Source organism: Pseudoduganella sp. R-32, assembly GCF_049913245.1.
Taxonomy (GTDB): Bacteria; Pseudomonadota; Gammaproteobacteria; order Burkholderiales; family Burkholderiaceae_D; genus Rugamonas.
The window spans coordinates 571,068-592,050 of record NZ_CP183987.1; the positions used below are offsets into that span (position 1 = coordinate 571,068).

Annotated in this window: 16 protein-coding genes; 14 read left to right on the forward strand and 2 right to left on the reverse strand. The window is 63.8% G+C overall.

Annotation, left to right across the window (positions count from 1 at the left end; translation table 11 throughout):
* The first annotated feature begins 23 nt into the window (after positions 1-23).
* The 6 genes from ACN9MU_RS02730 (at position 24) to ACN9MU_RS02755 (ending at position 5,771) form a co-directional block, all read left to right on the forward strand.
* A complete protein-coding gene (locus ACN9MU_RS02730) occupies positions 24-1,064 on the forward strand; it encodes a T6SS immunity protein Tli4 family protein (RefSeq protein ID WP_426344111.1) in 1,041 nt (346 codons plus the stop codon).
* Between the two features lie 146 nt (positions 1,065-1,210).
* A complete protein-coding gene (locus ACN9MU_RS02735; protein ID WP_426344112.1) occupies positions 1,211-2,170 on the forward strand; it encodes a polysaccharide deacetylase family protein in 960 nt (319 codons plus the stop codon).
* On the forward strand, positions 2,167-3,117 hold the full coding sequence (locus ACN9MU_RS02740) for a GNAT family N-acetyltransferase (protein WP_426344113.1): 951 nt from the start codon (positions 2,167-2,169) through the stop codon (positions 3,115-3,117). Before ACN9MU_RS02735 ends, ACN9MU_RS02740 begins: the two co-directional genes overlap by 4 nt.
* Positions 3,114-3,668, forward strand: a complete 555-nt coding sequence (locus ACN9MU_RS02745) for a GNAT family N-acetyltransferase (RefSeq protein WP_426344114.1) — start codon at positions 3,114-3,116, stop codon at positions 3,666-3,668. The genes ACN9MU_RS02740 and ACN9MU_RS02745 overlap by 4 nt, the downstream gene beginning before the upstream one ends.
* Before the next feature lie 60 nt (positions 3,669-3,728).
* Entirely contained in the window at positions 3,729-4,718 is a 990-nt protein-coding gene (locus ACN9MU_RS02750) for an acyltransferase family protein (protein WP_426344115.1), read from the forward strand.
* Between the two features lie 66 nt (positions 4,719-4,784).
* Positions 4,785-5,771 carry an acyltransferase family protein gene (locus ACN9MU_RS02755; protein WP_426344116.1) on the forward strand — a complete coding sequence of 329 codons (987 nt, stop codon included), beginning with the start codon at positions 4,785-4,787 and terminating at the stop codon, positions 5,769-5,771.
* Here the strand turns inward: ACN9MU_RS02755 and ACN9MU_RS02760 are convergent.
* On the reverse strand, positions 5,768-6,691 hold the full coding sequence (locus ACN9MU_RS02760; RefSeq protein WP_426344117.1) for an AAC(3) family N-acetyltransferase: 924 nt from the start codon (positions 6,689-6,691) through the stop codon (positions 5,768-5,770). The genes ACN9MU_RS02755 and ACN9MU_RS02760 overlap by 4 nt on opposite strands.
* A complete protein-coding gene (locus ACN9MU_RS02765) occupies positions 6,684-7,877 on the reverse strand; it encodes a hypothetical protein (protein ID WP_426167245.1) in 1,194 nt (397 codons plus the stop codon). Before ACN9MU_RS02765 ends, ACN9MU_RS02760 begins: the two co-directional genes overlap by 8 nt.
* A 215-nt stretch (positions 7,878-8,092) precedes the next feature.
* On the opposite strand from ACN9MU_RS02765, the gene ACN9MU_RS02770 reads away from it, so the two are divergent.
* From ACN9MU_RS02770 to prsR, 8 genes are all read left to right on the forward strand, one after another.
* Positions 8,093-9,535: a lipopolysaccharide biosynthesis protein gene (locus ACN9MU_RS02770; RefSeq protein ID WP_426344118.1), complete on the forward strand. Its 1,443-nt coding sequence runs from the start codon at positions 8,093-8,095 to the stop codon at positions 9,533-9,535.
* A 195-nt stretch (positions 9,536-9,730) separates the two neighbouring features.
* Positions 9,731-11,338: a methyl-accepting chemotaxis protein gene (locus tag ACN9MU_RS02775; protein ID WP_426167249.1), complete on the forward strand. Its 1,608-nt coding sequence runs from the start codon at positions 9,731-9,733 to the stop codon at positions 11,336-11,338.
* 123 nt (positions 11,339-11,461) lie between these two features.
* Positions 11,462-13,366 (forward strand): asparagine synthase (glutamine-hydrolyzing), encoded by a 1,905-nt coding sequence (asnB, locus tag ACN9MU_RS02780; RefSeq protein WP_426344119.1) that lies wholly within the window; start codon positions 11,462-11,464, stop codon positions 13,364-13,366.
* Between the two features lie 319 nt (positions 13,367-13,685).
* A complete protein-coding gene (locus ACN9MU_RS02785; RefSeq protein ID WP_426167253.1) occupies positions 13,686-14,975 on the forward strand; it encodes a nucleotide sugar dehydrogenase in 1,290 nt (429 codons plus the stop codon).
* A 32-nt stretch (positions 14,976-15,007) separates the two neighbouring features.
* The gene (locus tag ACN9MU_RS02790; RefSeq protein WP_426167255.1) at positions 15,008-16,063 is read left to right on the forward strand and encodes an SDR family oxidoreductase; all 1,056 of its coding nucleotides are present in this window, start codon (positions 15,008-15,010) and stop codon (positions 16,061-16,063) included.
* 69 nt (positions 16,064-16,132) lie between these two features.
* A complete protein-coding gene (locus ACN9MU_RS02795) occupies positions 16,133-17,536 on the forward strand; it encodes a TIGR03013 family XrtA/PEP-CTERM system glycosyltransferase (RefSeq protein ID WP_426167257.1) in 1,404 nt (467 codons plus the stop codon).
* A gap of 15 nt (positions 17,537-17,551) precedes the next feature.
* Complete coding sequence (gene prsK / locus ACN9MU_RS02800; protein ID WP_426167259.1) at positions 17,552-19,588, forward strand: XrtA/PEP-CTERM system histidine kinase PrsK; 2,037 nt, start codon at positions 17,552-17,554, stop codon at positions 19,586-19,588.
* Between the two features lie 17 nt (positions 19,589-19,605).
* Positions 19,606-20,967: a PEP-CTERM-box response regulator transcription factor gene (prsR, locus tag ACN9MU_RS02805; RefSeq protein WP_426167261.1), complete on the forward strand. Its 1,362-nt coding sequence runs from the start codon at positions 19,606-19,608 to the stop codon at positions 20,965-20,967.
* Positions 20,968-20,983: the final 16 nt, after the last annotated feature.

Genomic DNA, 20,983 nt, shown 5'->3' on the forward strand with positions numbered 1-20,983 from the left:
GTCATTCAACCGAAATCTGGAGAATGAAAAAATACTGCAGTACTCATATGTCGCAAGCATTAGCGCTTTGTGCAGCAATGCTCGGTGCCGGCAACACGTGCGCAGGCGACAAAACGACGAACGAGTCCAGCTTTGAAAGTACGGTCACGCACTGCATTGGCCGTTTCCTGATCGATCTGCCCGCGGATGCTGAATACGTCGGAGGAAGCTATGATTATGCCTTCGCGAGTGTTGAGGCACAACCGATGGAGCGCGGCGCTTTCCAGGAAGAGGTGGAAAGCTTGGAAGCCGGGCTAACGAATAAGAAGCACAAATCAGGCACGTCACTTCTTTTGCAGAAAGAAATGCCTGGCGAAGACACTCGAATTTTTGCCTATTGGGGTAATGAGAATCGCAGTTCCGTCGTCGAGATTTCAGGTTACAGGTGGCTTCAGGGAATACGATACTTGATCCATAAACGTGCCAGAAACGACAAGGTTGAGTCGGCAGTGTCGCGAATGGGTGTGACGATCTCCATGCTTCAAACGAGAGAAGCCAGTCCCCCGGTAATTCAGGGCTTTTGCATTAAGCACGCAATATTCGCCGATGCAGGACAGAGCGACAACGAGAGCCTGATGATTCGCTTTCGCCTGAAAAAGCATCCAGACATCGTAGTCGACGTTGCGACCAATCTCATCGCGGGAGAGCCGCCTGAATCGCTGTTGTCGCGTAAGCCAGGTATATTCAGTGCCCTTGGCATTCTCGGGGCAAGCCTGGGCGGAATGCGCAACATCAGGGACGGTGACCGCGTTGTCGGTGGAATTCACGGCCAGGAATGGTTAATGAAAGCCCCGAACGAGCAAGGTCAAAAGGCCCATCTCTTTACGTGGGAGACCCCAGGCTTGTCTCGCGACGCATTGCATCCGCAAATCCGCTTTGACCTCCAGTCGGGCAATTTCGATAGTGGCTTTAAACCGGGGCCGATCAGCATGACGGACAAGCAAATGCTCAAGCTGTGGGACCGGATCTTGAACTCATTGCGGCTACGGCCAACTGATGAACGGTCACAAAACCAAGTGCGGTAGTAGCAGATGGATGGCACTGTGTCCCCGCGTCCTGCCGAAGGCGCCTCCAATGCAAGAAATTGAGGTTCGTTACATGCCTGGGTTGCGCCGCCCTTGGTCAATTGTTAATATTGTGTAAATTTTGTTAACCAGAAGCTGGCGCGCGCATGCTGGATGTATTGATTACTGTCGATGTGGAGATCTGGTGCGATGGCTGGCAAGACATCGATGCCCGCTTTCCGGACGCCTTCCGTCGCTACATCCATGGCCCCACGGCAGGCGGTGACTACGGCTTGCCTTACCAGCTTAAAGTGCTGTCCGACCATGGCCTGAAGGGCGTGTTCTTTGTCGAACCGCTGTTCGCCGCCCGCTTCGGCCTCCAGCCGCTGGCGGAAATCGCCGGCATGATCGAGGCGGCCGGCCACGAAGTGCAGTTGCACCTGCATACCGAATGGGTGGACGAGGCGCGTGAGCCGCTGCTGCCATCGGTGGCCGGCAAACGCCAGCACCTGCGCTACTTCTCCCTCGACGAACAGACCATCCTGATCCGCAAGGGCAAGGCCATGCTGGAGCAGGCCGGGGCGACGAACGTGAATGCCTTCCGCGCCGGCAGCTTCGGCTTCAACCGCGACAGCCTGCATGCGCTGGCGGCCAATGGCCTGCCGTTTGACAGCAGCTACAACGCCACTTTGATGGGGCCGGACAGCGGCGTCATGCCTGGCACCCTGATGACCGATCCGGCCAGCTGCGACGGCGTAACGGAATATCCGATGACGGTGTACCGTGATGGCCGCGGCTTGCGCCATGCGCAACTGACCTCCTGCTCGTCGGCGGAGCTGGAAGGCTTGCTGTGGCAAGCGCTGGAGCAGGGCCGGCAAGCGTTTGTCCTTCTTTCGCACGGCTTCGAACTGCTGAATACAGCCAAGACCCGCAGCGACCCCGTGGTGGTGCAGCGCTTCCGCCGCCTCTGCCAATTCCTGGAGCAGCACAGTGACAGTTTCCGCACCGCCGGCTTTGCCGGCCGCCAGCAAGCCGTGACAGGCATCCAGCATGGCCCGCTGACTTCCCCATTTCACCGCACTGGCATGCGCATGGTGGAACAGGCTTACCGCCGGAGGTATGGATGAGCCGCTGGGAATTGCGCCAGGTCCCGTTCAGGTTCCAGCTCAGCGACCTGACCCTGGCCAGCTATGCGCTTCCGCTGCAGGTGCGTCCGGAAAAGCTGGGCGCCCCGCTGCGGCAATCGCAATCGCTGCACGCCCCCGTGCAGGAGTTGCTGCCCGGTAGCCAGGGCTTCGTTGAACGCGGCGTTCCGCTTGACGAGCAGGCGCCGCCGTTCCGCAAGGCCGGCGACTACCTGTGCTACGTGCCGCAGCATTACCGCCATTGCTTCATCGACCTTGGGATGGGCTTTGCAGCCTATCAGGCCAAGTTCTCCTCCAAGACCCGCGCCACCATTGTGCGCAAGGTGCGCAAGTTCGCCGAACAGACGGGCGGTGAACTGCGCTGGAAGAGCTACCGAACGCCGGAAGAAATCGACGCTTTCCTGCAACTGGCCTTGCCGCTGTCGCGCCGTACCTACCAGGATCGCCTGCTCGATGCCGGCCTGCCGGCCAGCGAATCGTTCCGCCAGCAGGCGCGCGCCTGGGCTGCCGATGACCAGGCGCGCGCCTACCTGCTGTTCGATGGAGAACGTGCCGTGTCCTACTTGTTCTGCCCGGCCAGCGATGGTGTGCTGAGCTACTCCTACCAGGGTTACGACCCCGAGTACATGAAGATGTCCGTCGGCACCGTGCTGCAATGGCTGGCGCTGGAAGATTTGTTTAACGAAGGCAAGTTCCGCTACTTCGACTTCACCGAGGGCGAAACCGAGCACAAGCGCCTGTTTGCGACTGAGCAGCGCTTGTGCGCGAATATCTTCCTGGTGCGCCGCAGCCTGGCCAACAGCCTGCTGCTGCGCGCGCATTTCGCGATGAACCTGCTGTCGGGGTGGCTGGGCCGCATGGTTGAGCGCTTCGGGCTGAAGGCGCGCTTGAAGCGCATGCTGCGTTTTGGCCGGGTTGTGGCCGTATGAAAGCGCTGCTCAAGCAACTGGCCCGGGCGGTGCTGGGTGATTATTCCATCTACCGCGTGCTGCAACGTCGTGCCAGCGCAGGGCCGGCGCCGATGCCGCCGCAGGCAGCGGGTTTTGTGATCGGCCCGGTGCAGCGTGCCGAAATCGAGGCGTCGCCCGATCCGGTCATGCGCGAACAAGCCTTTTACGCAGGCGAGGGCGCACGTGCCTACGCCTGCCGCGATGGCGGCCAGATCGTCGGCCTGTGCTTCTACTGGTATGGTGAGCGCTACCTTCCGCGCGGCTTCTGGCCCTTGCAGGACAAGCAGGCCAAGCTGGTACAGATCATTACCGCGCCCGCCATGCGCGGGCGCAAGGTGGCGCCGGCATTGATCGCCGCCTCGGGCGCCGATATGGCGGCGCAAGGTTTTGACTGCCTGTTTGCGCGGGTGTGGCATAACAACCACCCATCCTTGCGCGCCTTTGCCGCGGCCGGCTGGACCCGCTGCGCCCTGGTAGTGGAAGTCAATCCCTTGCGCCGGGCCCGGCCTTGGCGCCTGCGCTTCCCTTAAGATGGCCCAGCGTGTGAATTTCATGCAAGAATACGAACTCGACCATCGGGGTGCAGCGACATGATGAACAAACCGAACCTTGACCTGCTGCGTGCGGTCGCCGTGCTGTTCGTGCTGTTCTCGCATGTCTTCCGCACCGCATACGGCCAGGCTACGCCAGCTTCGTACGCGATGGGGCAGCTGGGCGTGATGATTTTCTTCGTGCATACCAGCCTGGTGCTGATGCAGTCGCTGGAGCGCCAGGATGCAAGCGGCACGGCCTTGTTCAAGCGCTTCTATATCCAGCGCATCTGCCGTATTTATCCCTTGTCGATGACCCTGGTGCTCGGCGTCTATTTCCTGATGGACCAGCACTGGACGTATTACGAATTGTTCACCAACCTGGCGCTGGTGCAGAACCTGACGTACACGCGGCTGATGAGCGACCCGCTGTGGTCGCTGCCGCTGGAAGTCCAGATGTATTTCATGCTGCCTTTCCTGTTCGTCTTCTTCCGCAACAGGCCGATCAAATGGCTGTTGGCATTCTGGCTGGTTTCGTTGCCGATTGGGCTGCTGCCGCCCATCGTATCGCCGCGCTTTAATGTGTTGTCCTACGTGCCTTGCTTCCTGGGTGGGGTGATCGCGTGGCGCCTGGGGGACCGGGAGCGGCTGCCGGCCTGGCTCTGGCCGCTGGCCTTGGGCCTTGCCAGCCTGGCCTATTTCCTGTTTGCCGAGACGCGCACGCATTACTATTCGCGTTGGGCCGTCTGTCTGGCGCTGGGGCTTACGATCCCCTGGGTGCGCCAGCTGGGCACGCCTGTCCTGAATGGCGTCAGCAAAACCATCGCCAAGTACAGCTATGGCATCTACCTGTTCCATTATCCGATGCTGGCCCTGTGTTTCGATACGCTGGCCGGATGGCATCCGGTGCTGCAGTGGAGTCTGTTCTGGGCCATGATGGTGGTCTTGCCTTACCTTGGCTACCATCTGATCGAACATCCGATGATCAAGCTGGGTGCGGCCTGGCGCGAACGCAAGGAACTCGGCGCGCGCCAGCTTACCGGCGCATGACCTAGCGCAAACCCCGGGCTCCGATCGTGGTGCAGACTGAAGTTCCTGCACCACGCGTCCGGAGCCATGATGCTCAAGCCGAACCTTGATTTCCTGCGTGCGCTTGCCGTGCTGCTGGTCTTGACGGCGCATATCGCCGGCTACACCATCCGCACCAATCCTGTTTCGTTCGCCATGGGCCAGCTGGGCGTGATGCTGTTCTTTGTGCACACCAGCCTGGTGCTCATGCAGTCGCTGGAGCGCCAGCAACTGGACGGGGCGGCCCTGTTACGGGCCTTCTACCTGCAGCGCGCCTGTCGCATCTATCCGCTGGCAGCCGTCCTGCTGCTGGGCATCTACTTCTTCATGGATGCGCAATGGACGCCGTTTGAGCTGGCGGCCAACCTGCTGCTGGTCCAGAACCTGGTGTATGCGCGCTATATGTCGGTCGTGTTATGGACGCTGTGCCTGGAAGTGCAGATGTACCTGCTGCTGCCGCTCCTGTTCCTGCTGTTCCGGCGGCGGCCGCTGCGCTGGCTGGTGGCGCTGTGGCTGGTGTCGATTCCGCTGGCCCTGCTGCAGCCGCTGGTGACCGCGCGCCTCAGCCTGTTCGAGTTTGCGCCCTGTTTCCTGGCCGGGGTACTGGCCTGGCGCATGCAGGGCAGGGAGCGCTTGCCGGGCTGGCTGTGGCCGCCGTTGCTGGCGCTGGCATGCGCGGCGTTTGTCGCCTATGCGGAGCCGCGCGCCAACAACTACGGGCGCTGGCTGGTGTGCCTGGCGGTGGGGCTGGCGATCCCCTGGCTGCGCGAGATGTCGGCGCCACGCCTGAACCGTGCCAGCAAGTTCATCGCCAAGTACAGTTATGGCATCTACCTGTTCCACCCACCGCTGATGGGACTGGCGTTTCGCACGCTCGATGCGCTCCATCCCTTCTGGCAGTGGAGCCTTTTCCTGTCCTTGCTGGTGCTGTTCACCGGCTTGGGCTATCACCTGGTCGAACTGCCGATGATCAGGCTCGGCGCGCGCTGGAGTGCACGCCGGGCTGGCGCCGCGATGGCGGCCCCGGCAGCCTAGGCCAGCGGCCGCGCTGCCAGTTGTTCCGGCGTGGAGTAGATGGTCAGGTTCTCGCCGGCGAGCCGCTGCAGGTGGTCGAAGAAGCCGCGCGCAGGAATCCACCACGATGGCGCTTCGCCGACCTGGCCGGCATGCAGCAGGCCGGCGCGCTTGAATTCGGCCATGAAATACTGGCGCAAGTCCTCGCGCGAGCGATGGTCGATGCGGCGTTGCGCCAGCTCGGGGTCGAAGGGGCGCAGGGGCACGTCGCTACGCTGGCCGGCGTGGTCGATGCATGGCAGGCGGAAAGTCTCCGCGCCCCATACCGGCACCGGGAAGGCGTCGCCCATGGCATCTTCCAGCACGTGGTAGAAGGTGACCGGGCCCATCGAAATGCCGAGGCCCAGCACCTTGGCATTATCGAGGCCGACAAAGCGCTGCCACGGCGAGCCTTCGCCGAACACCGATGGCGCGCGGTGGTGGGCTTCGGTCAGGTAGGCCGCATGGCGGCCCCAGGCGGAAACCGAATGCGTCGGGTGCACGCTGCGCGCGATGCCTGCGCTGGCCAGGAAGGCTTCCGGCAGGCGGCCCATATTGGTGCCGTGCTTGCGCACGTCGAACACATAATCCTTCATTTCGCAGGTGCCGCGGATCGAGCCGCCCGGCATGTAATAGGTCGGCAGCACCAGCGTGCCGTCCGGGCCGACCGCTTCCTGCAGTGCTTGCACCACGGTGGCGGCGCCGCCTTCCACATAGCCCAGGCTTTTCAGCGAGGAGTGGATGAAGACGGCGTCGCCCTTGGCAATGCCGAGCCTTGCCAGCCCTGCCACCAGCTCGTCGCGGCTGACGTGGCGCTGGCTCTGCTTGACTTCGCGGGCGCTGCTGCGCCGGCGCAGCTTTTCCAGCACGGCCTTGGCCAGGCGCTTGGCCTGCTTAAGCATTGCGGGCTTTCAGCAAGTCCTGTTCCAGCAGGTTGGCGTCGATGCAGAACTTGGCGGCCCAGTTCAGGAATTCGTATTCGCCGTAGGCGCCGTCCACCGGGAACGCGCCCTTGACCGCGCCGCGCGTCTCCTTCGGGCCGTCGACCTTGATGGTGCGGCGCACATATTGGGTCAGCCGGCGGCCGGCGTCGAAATAGCGCTCCTCGCCAGTGAGCTGGTATAGCAGGAACAGGCAGTGGGCATTCTGCACCGAGCCGGTCAGGCAGGCCCAGGTGGCGGCAGGGCGCCATTGGCTGTCCAGGCGGCCCGGCAGGAAGCCGTCGGGCCCGACGACTTCGAGCAAGGCGCTGCCGGTGCGCTCGGCAGCTTGCAGCAGTTCGGGGCGTTTCGACAGCAGGTAGCCTTCCAGCACCCCGCGCAGCACATAGCCGATGGTGTGGCTCAGCGGATGGACCGGGTCGTTCAGGCAATTCGAGGCAAACCAGCCGTTGGGCTGCTGCTTGCCCAGCGCCCATGCCACCTGGCGCAGGCCGGCCTCGCCGTAGCCGTGGCCCGGCGCCACGCGCTCGGCTTCGAACAGGCCCCAGGCGACATGGGTCTCATAAGCTTTTTCGCCCGGCTTGGCGAACGGCGTTGCATGCTTGCGCCAGCAGCCGTCTTCATCCAGCGAATCGCGCAGCCAGGCGGCGGCGCGATGCATGGCGTCCAGGTAGCTGGCATCGCCATATTCCCTGGCGCCGGCCGCCAGCCCGAGCAGGATCTGGCCGGTATTGAAGGTGACCGGCACGCGCGGGTTGGAATCGATGCGCCCGCCCTGGAAGCCGCCTTCGGCAAACTGGATCGCGACGAACCAGTCCAGCATGCGGCGCGCGCGCTGGTGCAATTCGGCGCTGCCCTGGCGGCGCGCCAGTTCGATCACGGTCGGCACGATGTAGCCGGTGGTTTCGGGGTAGGAAGTGGCCCAGCCCTTGACCAGGCTGAAGTCGCGCGCCACGCCGCCGTCGGCGGAGGCGGAATGGTCCTGGGCCGCGCCCAGCCAGTCGGTACAGGCGGCGATGACCGCCTCGATGCCCGGATCATGGGCCGGCAAGCCGCGCCGGTCGGCCTCGCGCTCGGCCACGGCGCCCAGCGGCAGCGGCGCCTCGGGAGTGAATTTGTTCTTGATCGAGCGCAGGAGCTGGAGCATTTGATTTCCGTTAAATGTTGTCAATTGACCATCATGATCATGCCAGCCAAGGGGGCGACTGTCAATTTCACGATTGCCGCGATCATATCATTAAGATAATATGCTGGACGTTTTGGCAATCCCGCACCGGACAGCCGCGCTTGCGGCACCGGGTTCGCTCCCTTATCCTGATTGCAATTCCTTTCCCTGCCTCGCCATGATTGCCTCGACTACCGATGAAATTCCAAACTGAGCTGGCGCGTGGCGTGAAGTGGGTGGCAGGGGCCAAGCTGGGCTCGCAACTGATTACTTGGGGCGTGACGATCTTCGTCATGCGCCTGCTGGCGCCTTCCGACTACGGCTTGCTGGCCATGTGTACCGTCGTGCTGGGCCTGCTTGGCATGTTTGCCGAGGTGGGCCTGGGCCCGGCCCTGATCCAGCGCAAGGAGATCAGCGAACAGGATCTGCGGCAAGCCATGGGCGTGGTCTGGCTGGTCAACCTCGTGCTCTTCCTGCTGACCAATGCCTTGGCGCCGCTGGTGGCCGCCTTCTACGGTGAAGTGCGGCTGCAGCCGCTGCTGCATGTGCTGTCCGTGCAATTCCTGCTGCTGCCGCTGGCCATCATTCCCGACGTGCGCCTGCAGCGCCGCCTGGAGTACAAGCAGCGTTCGCTGGTCGAACTCAGTGCCGCGCTGGTCGGCTCGCAGGCGACACTGTTCATGGCGCTGTCTGGCGCAGGCGTGTGGTCGCTGGTGGCCGGCATGCTGGCCACCCAGGCCTGGCGCATGGGAGCGCTGAACTGGTGCGCGCCCGGCCAGCCGCGGCCGGACTGGTCCCTGGCAGGGATGGGCAAATTGCTCGGCTTTGGCGGCAGCCTGACCGCCACCCGCCTGTTGTGGTACAGCTTCATGCAGGCCGACGTGGCCATCGTCGGCCGCGTGCTGGGCGACCAGGCGCTGGGCTGGTATTCGGTCTCGATGCACCTGGCTTCGCTGCCGGTGCAGCGCATGGCAGGCATCCTGAACCAGGTGCTGTTCCCCATCCTGTCGCGCACCCAGCACGACTTGCCGGCCATCCGCGCCGGCGTGCTGCAGCTGCTGGGCTATATCAGCCTGCTGTCCTTCCCCATCCTGTGGGGCATGGCCAGCGTGGCGCCGGAACTGGTGAGCGTGGTGCTCGGCAAGGGCTGGGAAGGCGCCGTGCTGCCGCTGCAGGTGCTGTGCCTGGTCATGCCCTTCCGCACCCTGGCCCAGATGCTGCCGACCGTCACCGACGCGCTCGGCCAGCCGGGCATCAATTTCCGCAATGTGCTGCTGTCCTGCATCGTGATGCCGCCCGCCTTCTACCTCGGCACGCGTTGGGGCATCCAGGGCGTGGCCTATGCCTGGCTGCTGGCCTACCCGGTGGTGCTCTTCATCAATATGCGCAGCATGCTGGCCGCCATCGGCGTCGGGGCGGAGGCGGTGGCGCGCCGCACCGGGCCGGCCCTGTTGTGCGCTGCCCTGATGTTCGGCGCCGTCACCCTGTTGCGTACACCGCTGGCGGCACAGCCGCGCGCCTGGGCCCTGGTGGCCGAAGTACTGGGCGGCATGCTGGCCTATGGCCTGGCCAGCCTGCTCTTCAACCGCAGCATGGTGGCCGAGGTACGAGGCGTGCTGCGCCGTCGCAGCCCGGCGTGATGGCAAATACGCCACAGCAGCTCATTGAATTTTCCTATTACAATTTTTGGTGAGTTTCCGCAGCGCATCATCTTCCTATACTTGACTGCATGATATGGCCAGGGACGCCCGCTTGCGTCCCGCCAGGCCATGCGGACCCCCGCTCCCGGTTCGTGCCAATTCTCCCCTGTAGATTGCCGAACAAGGAGCACTGCCATGCGCCTCAACACCCCTGTCACCAGCCAGGAGTTCATCCTGGACGACGGCAAGACCATCGTCTCGACCACGGACCTGAAGGGCAAGATCACCTACGCCAATCCCTACTTCATCGAAGTCAGCGGCTTTACTGAAGAGGAGCTGATCGGCGCGCCGCAGAATATCCTGCGCCATCCGGACATGCCGGCCGAGGCGTTTGCCGACCTGTGGGCCACCATCAGGGCCGGCATGCCGTGGAGCGGCATGGTCAAGAACCGCTGCAAGAACGGCGACTTCTACTGGGTGTACGCCAACGTGACGCCGGTGATCGAGGCCGGCCGCCCGGTCGGCTATATGTCGGTGCGCAGCAAGCCCAGCCGCGAACAGGTGGCGCAGGCCGACCATCTTTACCGCGAACTGCGCGAAGGCAATCCGCGCCGCCTGCGCCTGGAACGCGGCCGCCTGCGCCGGCCGGGCTGGCGCCACTGGGCCGGCCGCTTGCGCGAGCTCTCGCTGGCCAGGCTGATCGGCATCGGCATGGGTGCGCTGAGCGGCTTCCTGGCCCTGCTCGCCGTGTCCGGCGCGGTGCAGGGCGCTCCGCTGTGGATGACGCTCGCCAATGCCGCCTTCAGCGTCTTCACGCTGGCCTTCTGGTACGCGCTGCAGCGCGCCATCGTGCAGCCGCTGCGCCAGGCGACGGGCTTTGCGCGCAAGATGGCCGGCGGCGACCTGACCGGTGTCCTCGAGATCGGGGCCGACAATGAAATGGGGCAGTTGCTGGCCGCACTGCGCCAGACCAATGTCAACCTGCACAGCATCATCGGCGATGTGCGCAGCAACTTCGACGAGATCCAGACCGCCACCAGCGAAATCGCCAGCGGCAACCTCGACCTGTCGGGCCGGACCGAATCGCAGGCCTCGAGCTTGCAGCAGACGGCGGCCAGCATGGAGCAGCTGACCAGCAATGTGCAGCAGAGCGCGGCCAGCGTGCACAGCGCCAATGAACTGGCCGGCCAGGCTTCCAGCGTGGCGGCAGCCGGCGGCTCCATCGTCTCGCAAGTGGTGCAGACGATGGACGACATCAGCCAGTCGTCGCGCAGGATCCTCGACATTATCGGCATGATCGACGGCATTGCCTTCCAGACCAATATCCTGGCCCTGAATGCCGCCGTGGAAGCGGCCCGCGCCGGCGAGCATGGCAAGGGCTTTGCCGTGGTCGCCACCGAAGTGCGCAGCCTGGCCCAGCGTTCGGCCACGGCCGCCAAGGAGGTCAAGCAGCTGATCGACAGTTCGATCGCGAAAGTCGACGCCGGCGCCAGGCTGACCAGCAACGCGGGCGCCACCATGAGCGAAGTGATCGAGTCGGTCGGCCGCGTTACCCGCGTCATGGACGAAATCCACCATGCCACCCAGGAGCAGAGCCGCGGCATCGGCCAGGTCAACCAGGCCGTGGTGCATATCGACGGCATCACGCAGCAGAATGCCGCCCTGGTCGAGCAAGCGGCAGCGGCTGCCAGCAGCCTGGCGCGCCAGGCCGAATGGGTGGCACAAGCCATTGCCGTGTTCAAGCTGAAACAGATCGCGGCGCGCAGCGCGTCCACGCCGCACGCGACCCTCATCCTGCAATAGTAAAAAGAAAACTATGTTTCCTCTTTGATATTGACGTTTATTGTGGGTAATATATGATAACTGCCAGTAATCACAACATTTGCCTGCTCCGAAGCTGGGCGTGTCCTTGCGAAAGAGTTGACTATGTGTGGACTGGTAGCAGTGCTCAACACCAACGGCCGTCCTGCCGAGCTGGCCCTGCTGAAGCGGATGAGCGACCTGATCTGGCATCGCGGGCCGGATGACGAAGGCCATTACCTGGCCGGGCCGCTTGGCTTTGGTTTCCGGCGCCTGGCCATCCTGGACCTGTCCCTGGCCGGCCACCAGCCGATGAGCTTGCCCGATGCCAGCCTGACCATCGTCTTCAACGGCGAAATCTACAACTACCTCGAATTGCGGCGCGAGCTGGAGGGCCTGGGCCACCAGTTCCGCTCCCGCAGCGATACCGAAGTCCTGCTGCACGCCTACCAGCAGTGGGGCCAGCAATGCCTGTCGCGCCTGAACGGCATGTGGGCCTTCCTGATCCATGACCGGCGCCGCAACCATGTGTTCGGCGCCCGCGACCGCTTCGGCATCAAGCCCCTGTACCGCTACCAGGACAGCTCGCAGGTGATGTTCGCCTCGGAAATCAAGGCCATTCGCGACTCGGGCCGCGTCAGCGTGGAGACCAACTGGCAGGTGGCGGCCGATTTCCTGGTGCATGGGGCGCAGGCGCTGGACTCCGGCCAGGCGTCGTTCTACCAGCAGATTCTCCCGGTCGGGGCCGGCTGTGCCTTCGAACTGGGCCTGGACGGCAGCTACCGCGAGTGGAGCTACTGGAGCGTGGCGCAGATCGCGCCGCGCCATGTGGCCGACCCGGCCGGCGAGTACGCAGCCCTGTTCGAAGATGCCATGCGCCTGCATATGCGCAGCGACGTGCCGGTTGCCGTGCACCTGTCGGGCGGCCTCGATTCCAGCGCCATCCTGTGCGAGGCGGCGCGCATCCGTGCCGCCGACGGCGCCAGCGACCCGCTGCGCACCTTCAGCTTCATGGACGAGGACTTCGACGAGCGCCGCTACATCGACGCCACGCTGGCCGAGACCGGCGCCCTCATGGAACCGCTGCATGCGAACGCGCGCCAGATCTGGGACGATTTGCCGCAACTGCTCTGGCACCAGGACGAACCGGTGCATTCGATGGCGGCGGCGGTCAGCTTCCAGCTCATGAAGCAGACCGCCGCGCGCGGCGTCAAGGTCGTGCTGAACGGGCAGGGCGCCGACGAGACGGCAGCCGGTTACCCGGCATTTTTCCGCCATTACTGGCACAGCCTGATGCGCGCCGGCCGGCCACTCCAGGCCTGGAACGAGATGGCTGCCTTTGTGCGCCACCACGGCGGCGCCACCGGTCGGCATTTCCGCGCCCAGCTCGAATTGGGCCTGCGCAACGCGCTCTCTGCGCTGCCGCCCTACCGCGCACTGGCGCTGCGGCGTGCCGGTGCTGCCGCCGGCGCCAGTCCGTGGCTGCAGCCGGAGCTGTGCCGCCATGCGCTGCCGCAGCCGGCGGCGCGCGACCAGCGCCTGCCGGCCACGCTCAGCAACGCGGTCACGGTGGCGCCCCTGCCGCTGTTCCTGCGGGTGGAAGACCGCAACGCCAGCGCCCATTCGATCGAAGGACGGGTGCCCTTCCTCGACTACCGCCTGGTGGAATTGCTGTTCCAGTTGCCGGACGAGTGGCATATGCGCGGCCACTGGAACAAGTACGTGCAGCGCGAGGCCATGCGCGGCCGGATTCCCGAGCTGGTGCGCACGCGCGTCGACAAGATGGGCTTCCCGGTGCCATCGCGCCGCTGGCTGTGCGGCGCCATGTATGAAATGGCGCGCGACCTGCTCGCCAGCCGGGCCGCGCGCGAACGCGGCATCTACAACGTGCCGGCCTTGCTGCAAAAACTCGACCGCATGAAGGCCGACGAGGCCGAGCCTGCCATCCCGCTGTTCGATATCGTCGAGTTCGAACTGTGGTGCCGCATGGAAGCGCCCCAGTCCAGGCTGCAGTCCCGGATCGCGGCCTGAGCGCAGCCTGGGCTGTCGCGGAAAAGCCTTTGCCGAGGGGTAACTCGCATAAAGGCTGTGACAGGCGGGCCATCGTGGTGTAAAATTGACAATGAATGCCACAATTGCAATAGAGTTGACGGCCAAGTCAATGCTGACCGTGGCGCCGATCCAACTGTTCCACAAAGAAATGTTAAATGCGCGCAGAGCGAAAGCGACTGCATGCGGCCGGTTTTCCCCTGGAAATCGGGCGTTCATTGTGAACCCGGCATTGTAGTTGGCAGGCAGCTGTTATATGGTTAGCATAAGTGTAATAAGTAATTCTGATCAGGAACTAAACATGGATGACACAAAGGTAGTTGCTGTAGTTGGCCTCGGCTATGTCGGCCTGCCGCTGGCTGTTGAGTTCGGCAAGAAACGCAAGACTATCGGTTTTGACCTGTCGCAGTCCAAGATTGAGAATTACCGCCAGTTCTGCGATCCGACCGGCGAAGTGTCGGAAGCGGAATTGCGCGAAGCGACCCGGTTGCACGTGACCTACGATCCGGCCGCCCTGGCCGAAGCCGATTACATCGTGGTGGCCGTGCCGACCCCGGTCGACAATGCCCATTCGCCCGATTTCAGCCCGCTGGTCGGCGCCTCGACCACGGTCGGCAAGTACATGAAGAAGGGCGCCATCGTCGTGTACGAATCGACGGTCTACCCGGGCGCCACCGAAGAAGTCTGCATCCCCGTGCTGGAAAAGCATTCCGGCCTGAAATGGCCGCAAGATTTCAATGTCGGCTACTCCCCTGAACGTATCAATCCAGGCGACAAGCAGCACCGCCTGACCACCATCCTGAAGGTGGTTTCGGGAGATAATCCTGCAACGCTCGAAGAGGTTGCTAAACTATATGAATCGATAGTGACGGCTGGGGTATACCGGGCTTCCAGTGTGAAAGTTGCGGAAGCGGCCAAGGTGATCGAAAATACACAGCGCGACCTGAATATCGCGCTGATGAACGAGCTGGCAATCATCTTCGACAAGATCGGCATCGATACGCTGGAAGTGCTGCAGGCGGCTGGCACCAAGTGGAATTTCCTGCCTTTCCGTCCCGGCCTGGTTGGCGGCCACTGCATCGGCGTCGATCCTTACTACCTGACCCACAAGGCCGACATGATCGGCTACCACCCGCAGGTGATCCTGGCGGGGCGCCGCATCAACGACGGCATGGCCAAGTTCGTGGCCGAGAAGACCGTCAAGCAGATGATCGCGGCGGGCTGCCACATCAAGGGCGCGAAAGTGAACGTGCTGGGCCTGACCTTCAAGGAAAACTGCCCGGACTTGCGCAATTCGAAGGTGGCGGACGTGGTGTTTGAACTGAAGTCGTACGGCCTGGACGTGCATGTGCACGACCCGGTAGCCGATTCGGAGGAATCGGTACACGAATACGGTATTCGCCTGGAAAGCTGGGACAGCCTGCCGCAAGCCGATGCGGTGGTGGCGGCAGTGTCGCACAAGGAATTGCTGGCGCTGTCGCTGGCCGACCTGTCGGCCAAGCTGAACCCGGGCGGCGTCTTCATCGACGTGAAATCGGCATTCAATATGGCAGGCCTGGAAGAAGCTGGATACAGCGTCTGGCGCCTGTAAGAAAAATATCAGGGAAGCCTGGGAGGGCTGTAGTGGGCAAGTTTGACGACGTGCGGCTGCACTTGCGTGGCCAGCGATACCATTGGCTGGTGACGGGTGCCGCCGGATTCATCGGCTCCAACCTGGTGGAGGCGCTGCTCAAGCTCGGCCAGCAGGTCACGGGCCTGGACAACTTCGCCACCGGCCACCAGCACAACCTGGACCAGGTGCGCGAAGCGGTCGGCTCCGCGGCCTGGGCTTCGTTTACCTTCATCGAAGGCGATATCCGCGACCTGGCGACCTGCCAGCAAGCCTGCGCCGGCAAAGCGGGTTTGCCGATTAATTTCGTCCTGCACCAGGCCGCACTGGGGTCGGTCAGCCGCTCGATCGACGATCCGCTGCTGACCCACGGCACCAATGTGACCGGTTTCCTGAACATGCTGGTGGCGGCGCGCGACGCGAAAGTGAAGCGCTTCGTCTACGCCGCATCCAGTTCCACTTACGGCGACCATCCCGCGCTGCCGAAAGTGGAAGACACCATCGGCCGGCCGCTGTCGCCGTATGCCGTCACCAAGTATGCCAATGAACTGTACGCCGATGTCTTCGCGCGCACCTATGGCATGGAAACCATCGGCCTGCGCTACTTCAATGTGTTCGGGCCGCGCCAGGATCCGGAAGGCGCCTATGCGGCAGTGATACCGCAGTGGGTGTCGGCCCTGATCCGCAACCGTCCCCTGTTCATCAACGGCGACGGCGAAACCAGCCGCGATTTCTGCTTCATCGACAACGTGGTGCAAGCGAACCTGCTGGCAGCCATGGCCGACAAGCCGGGCGCTGCCAACCAGGTGTACAACGTCGCGCTCAATGAGCGCACCAGCCTCAACCAACTGTACCTGATGATGCGCGAGCTGCTGCAGGAGCGTTTCCCGCACCTGCTCCAGCACCAGGCGCAATACCAGGAATTCCGGGCCGGCGACGTGCGCCATTCGCAGGCCGATATCACCAAGGCGCGCGAGCTTTTGGGGTTCGATCCATCGCACCGTATCGGCGAGGGGTTGAAGGAGGCCATGGATTGGTATGTCCGCCACCTGGCCCCGCAAGACAGTTAACGAGACATGGCCGGAAGGCTCCGCGCGCTTTCACGGCCGGCATGCGCAGCAAAGCGGGAGGGAATAAAAATGCTAAGAATTTCCAATCACTACATTTCCAAGGTTGTCTTCAGCCTGCTTTTCCTGGAGGTGTTGATCCTGATTGGCTCGTTCTACGCTGGTGCTGGCCTGCGTTTTTTCGACGGTGACCAGTTCGCCATACCGAAGCTCGACCACTTCTTCATGTCGGCCTGCATTTTTGCGGCCGCCATCGTGTTCAGCATGTCTGCGCTGGGCATGTACCAGATCAATTTCCAGGAAGGCTTGCGCAATCCCTTCTTCCTGCAATTGATGCCTTCCTTCGCCATGGGCTTTTGCATCCTGACCCTGGTGTTCTACCTGGCGCCCGACCTGTATTTCGGGCGCGGCATCCTGGTGCTGGTGTTCATCATTTCCGGCGCCGGCATCCTGCTGGCGCGCGCCATGTTCATGAAGACATCGCGCACGCATTTCCTTGCCACCCGCATCATCTTCCTCGGCGGCGGCGCCCTGGCCAAGGAATGCGGCGAGCTGGCCACGCGCGAGACCAACTACCGCCGCTACGACGTGGCCGGCTATGTCGCGGTGCCCTCGGAAGAAATCTGCGTGGCGCAGAACCAGCTGCTGCGCCTGCCTGAGGGCGGTTCGCTGGTAGCGCTGGCAAACGCCCAGCGCGTATCGGAAATCGTGGTCTCGGTGCAGAACCGCCGCGGCGGCGCCTTCCCGATCAAGGAACTGCTCGAATGCAAGCTGTATGGCATCCAGGTCACCGATGCCGCCACCTTCTTCGAGCGCGAAACCTACCAGATCCGCGTGGAATCGGTGCAGCCTTCCTGGCTGGTGTTCGGCGGCGGCTTCGACCAGAGCTTCATGCGCACCTTCATGAAGCGCGCGGTGGATGTGCTGGCTAGCGTATCGCTGCTGGTGGTGTCCCTGCCGGTCATGATCCTGACCGCGATTGCCATCGTGATCGAGGATGGCGCGCCGATCTTCTATTCGCAGGAAAGGGTGGGCATGGATGGCCGCGTGTTCCGCGTCCTGAAATTCCGCAGCATGTTCAAGAACGCGGAAAAGAACGGCACGCCGCAGTGGGCCGCCAAGAACGACCCGCGCATCACGCGCGTGGGCAATATCATCCGCAAGCTGCGTATTGACGAACTGCCGCAGATCCTCAATGTGCTGAAGGGCGAGATGTCCTTCGTCGGCCCGCGCCCCGAGCGTCCTTACTTCGTCGAGCAACTGACGGAGCGCGTGCCTTATTACAATGTGCGCCACAGCATCAAGCCAGGCATCACCGGCTGGGCCCAGGTGCGCTATGGCTATGGCGATACGGTCGAAGACGCGCTGCAGAAACTGCAGTACGACCTGTACTACGTCAAGAACAACAGCCTGCTGCTCGACGTGCTGGTCCTGATCGATACCATCAAGGTGGTCATGTTCAGGGGAGGCCGTTAAGGACATGGAGGCCTGATGCCGACCAGTATCACCGCCTTCAGTTACGCCAGCGCTGCGCTGGCGTTTCTGTTATTTAGCGTGCTGGTCCTGACCGGCTGGCGCCAGCGCCCGGACCAGCGACCGCACCAGCGCGTGCTGGCCACGGCCTCGCTGCTGACCGTGCTGTGGGGTGCGGTGATGGCCAGCGCCACCGTGGTGCCGTGGGCGCCGTGGGTGCTGCACGGCGCCGAATGGCTGCGCAATGCGGCCTGGACGGCCGTGCTGCTGGCCATGCTGGGCCTGTGGCAGCGCGGTGCGCGCACCTTCCAGGCCAGCCTCGCCGTGTATGGCGCCATGCTGCTGGCCAGCCTGCTGGCGCAGCAACTGCCGGCCGGCCTGGGCTTCCACGTGCTGGCCATCGGCCGCCTTGGCATGGCGGTGCTGGGCATGCTGCTGGTGGAGCAGCTCTACCGCGACCGCAGCGTGCAGGTGCGGTGGGCCATGAAATTCATCTGCCTCGGCCTGGGTGCGCTGTTTGCCTACGATTTCTACCTGTACAGCGATATGCTGCTGCTGCGCGAACTCGATCCCGAGCTGTGGGCGGCGCGCGGCCTGGTCAATGCGCTGATCGTACCGCTGCTGGCGATTTCCCTGTTGCGGCGCGCCTCCTGGCCGGCCCAGCTGGCCGTCTCGCGCCGCGTGGCCTTCCATTCGGCGGCGCTGCTGGGCTCGGCAGTCTACCTGCTGGCGATGAGCATGGCCGCCTACTACCTGCGTTTCGTGGGCGGCTCCTGGGGCGGCCTGATGCAGCTGGCCTTCCTGTTTGGCGCCACCTTCCTGCTGGCGGGCGTGCTGTTTTCGGGGTCCTTCCGCGCCTGGCTGAAAGTGTTCATCAGCAAGCATTTCTACCGCTACAACTACGATTACCGCGAAGAGTGGCTGGCGTTTACCCGCACCCTGTCGGCTACCGGACCCAACCTGGGCGAGCGCACCATTTCCGCCCTGGCCGAGCTGGTGGAGAGCCAGGGCGGCGCCCTGTGGATACGCCGCGAACAGCGCTTCGAACCGCTGGCCTCCTGGCATGTGCAGGCCCAGCAGGCGAGCGAGCCGGCCGATTCGGCGTTCTGCCGATTAATGGAAAGCAAGCAATGGCTGGTGGAAGTCGCCGCCCACGACTTGCACGATCCGGAAGTGCCGTTGCCGGCCTGGCTGCTGGCCTTCCCCAAGGCCTGGCTGGTGGTGCCGCTCCTGCTGCAGGGCCGGCTGGCCGGCTTCGTGGTGTTGATGGCCTCGCGCAGCGAAGTCAAGCTCAACTGGGAAGTGCTGGATCTGCTGAAGATTGCCGGCACCCAGGCCGCCTCCTACCTGGCCCAGCAGGAGGCCGACAATGCCCTGATGCTGGCGCGCCAGTTCGACTCGTTCAACCGCCTGTCCACCTTCGTGGTGCACGACCTGAAGAACCTGGTGGCGCAGCTGTCGCTGCTGACCGCCAATGCGGAAAAACATGCCGACAATCCCGAGTTCCAACGCGATATGATGGAGACCGTGACCCTGTCGGTGCAAAAAATGAAACTGATGCTGCAAAAGCTCAGCCGTACCGCTTCCCCCGAGCGCGCCGTGCCGCAAGACCTCGGCACCTTGCTGGCGCAGGCCGTGGCGCTGAAGGCCGCCTTCGAGCCCAAGCCGTCGCTGCAGCTGGCCGATGCCGGCCTGAAAGTGCTGGCCGAAGGCGAACGCCTGGAAAGGGTGCTGGGCCACCTGATCCAGAACGCCATCGAAGCCACGCCGCGCGACGGCAAGGTGTGCGTGCGCCTGGCGCGCGAGGGCGACAGCGTGCTGGTGGAAGTGGCCGACACCGGCAGCGGCATGAGCGAAGAGTTCATCCGCGAGCGCCTGTTCAAGCCCTTCGATTCGACCAAGTCGGCCGGCATGGGCATCGGCGCCTTCGAAAGCCGGGAATACATCCACCAGCTGGGGGGAACGCTGCAGGTGCGCAGCACGCCGGAACAAGGCACCACATTCACGGTCAGCCTGCCGCTGTACCGCCAGCAAACCATTGAACAAGCCGCCTGAAGGCGCGAGGACCTGTTGTGAGCCAGAGCAAACCCAAGCTGTTGATTATCGAAGACGATCCCGGCCTGCAAAAGCAGCTCAAGTGGAGTTTCGACGACTACGACGTGGTCGTGGCGGGCGACCGCGAAGCGGCGCTGGCCCAGTTGCGCCGCCACGAGCCGGCCGTCTGCACCATGGACCTCGGCCTTCCGCCCGACCCGGACGGCGCCACCGAGGGCCTGGCCACGCTGCAGCAGATCCTGGCGCTGGCGCCGGACACCAAGGTCATCGTCCTGACCGGCAACCAGGACCGCGCGCACGCGGTGCAGGCGATTGCCATGGGTGCCTACGACTTCCACCAGAAGCCCTGCGAACCGGAACTGCTGGCGCTGGTAATCCGGCGCGCCTTCTTCCTGCACGGCCTGCAGCAGGAAAACCGCCGCATGCAGCAAGGCGGCGCCGACACCCCGCTGGCTGGCATCATCTCGCGCGACCCCGGCATGCTGAAGGTGTGCCGCCAGGTGGAAAAAGTGGCGCCCAGCTCGGCCACCACCATGGTGCTGGGCGAATCGGGCACCGGCAAGGAAGTCATCGCGCGCGCCCTGCACCAGGGCAGTCCGCGCGCCAAGGAACGCTTCATGGCCATCAACTGCGCGGCGATTCCGGAAACCCTGCTCGAATCGGAGCTGTTCGGCTACGAGAAGGGCGCCTTCACCGGCGCCGTGAAGCAGACCAAGGGCAAGGTGGAAGCGGCCAACGGCGGCACCTTCTTCCTGGACGAAGTGGGCGACCTGCCGATGCCGCTGCAAGCCAAGCTGCTGCGCTTCTTGCAGGAGCGCGTGATCGAGCGCGTCGGCGGCCACGAGGAAATCCCGGTCGACGTGCGCATCGTCTGCGCCACCCACCAGAACCTGAAAGAGCTGGTGAAGGCCGGCCGCTTCCGGGAAGATCTGTATTACCGCCTGTCGGAAATCGTGCTGACCATCCCGCCGCTGCGCGAGCGCGACGGCGACTCGGTGCTGCTGGCGCAGCACTTCAAGAACCGCTTCTGCGCCCAGGAAGGGCGCGGCAACCTGCACTTTTCCCCCGACGCCCTGGCCCAGATTGCCCACCATGACTGGCCGGGCAATGTGCGCGAAATGGAAAACTGCATCAAGCGCGCCATCATCATGGCCGACGGCCCGGCCATCACGGCCGACGACCTCGGCCTGTCGGGCGCGCCGGTGGAGGAAGAGCCGTTCAACCTGCGCCAGGTGCGCGACGAAGCCGAATACCGCGCCATCGTGCGCGCGCTGGCCCGCGTCGAAGGCAATATCGTCAAGGCTTCCGAACTGCTGGGCGTGTCGCGCCCGACCCTGTACGACTTGCTGGAGCGCCACGCCATCAAGGCCTCCTCCTGAGCGGGCGCGCCCCGCT

Coding starts and splice junctions, on each gene's coding strand:
- ACN9MU_RS02745 (WP_426344114.1), top strand. CDS start 3,114: ATGAAAGCGCTGCTCAAGCAACTGGCCCGGGCGGTGCTGGGTGATTAT.
- asnB (WP_426344119.1), top strand. CDS start 11,462: ATGTGTGGACTGGTAGCAGTGCTCAACACCAACGGCCGTCCTGCCGAG.
- ACN9MU_RS02760 (WP_426344117.1), bottom strand. CDS start 6,691: ATGCTTAAGCAGGCCAAGCGCCTGGCCAAGGCCGTGCTGGAAAAGCTG.
- ACN9MU_RS02775 (WP_426167249.1), top strand. CDS start 9,731: ATGCGCCTCAACACCCCTGTCACCAGCCAGGAGTTCATCCTGGACGAC.
- ACN9MU_RS02735 (WP_426344112.1), top strand. CDS start 1,211: ATGCTGGATGTATTGATTACTGTCGATGTGGAGATCTGGTGCGATGGC.
- ACN9MU_RS02770 (WP_426344118.1), top strand. CDS start 8,093: ATGAAATTCCAAACTGAGCTGGCGCGTGGCGTGAAGTGGGTGGCAGGG.
- ACN9MU_RS02750 (WP_426344115.1), top strand. CDS start 3,729: ATGATGAACAAACCGAACCTTGACCTGCTGCGTGCGGTCGCCGTGCTG.
- ACN9MU_RS02755 (WP_426344116.1), top strand. CDS start 4,785: ATGATGCTCAAGCCGAACCTTGATTTCCTGCGTGCGCTTGCCGTGCTG.
- ACN9MU_RS02785 (WP_426167253.1), top strand. CDS start 13,686: ATGGATGACACAAAGGTAGTTGCTGTAGTTGGCCTCGGCTATGTCGGC.
- prsK (WP_426167259.1), top strand. CDS start 17,552: ATGCCGACCAGTATCACCGCCTTCAGTTACGCCAGCGCTGCGCTGGCG.
- ACN9MU_RS02730 (WP_426344111.1), top strand. CDS start 24: ATGAAAAAATACTGCAGTACTCATATGTCGCAAGCATTAGCGCTTTGT.
- ACN9MU_RS02740 (WP_426344113.1), top strand. CDS start 2,167: ATGAGCCGCTGGGAATTGCGCCAGGTCCCGTTCAGGTTCCAGCTCAGC.
- ACN9MU_RS02795 (WP_426167257.1), top strand. CDS start 16,133: ATGCTAAGAATTTCCAATCACTACATTTCCAAGGTTGTCTTCAGCCTG.
- ACN9MU_RS02765 (WP_426167245.1), bottom strand. CDS start 7,877: ATGCTCCAGCTCCTGCGCTCGATCAAGAACAAATTCACTCCCGAGGCG.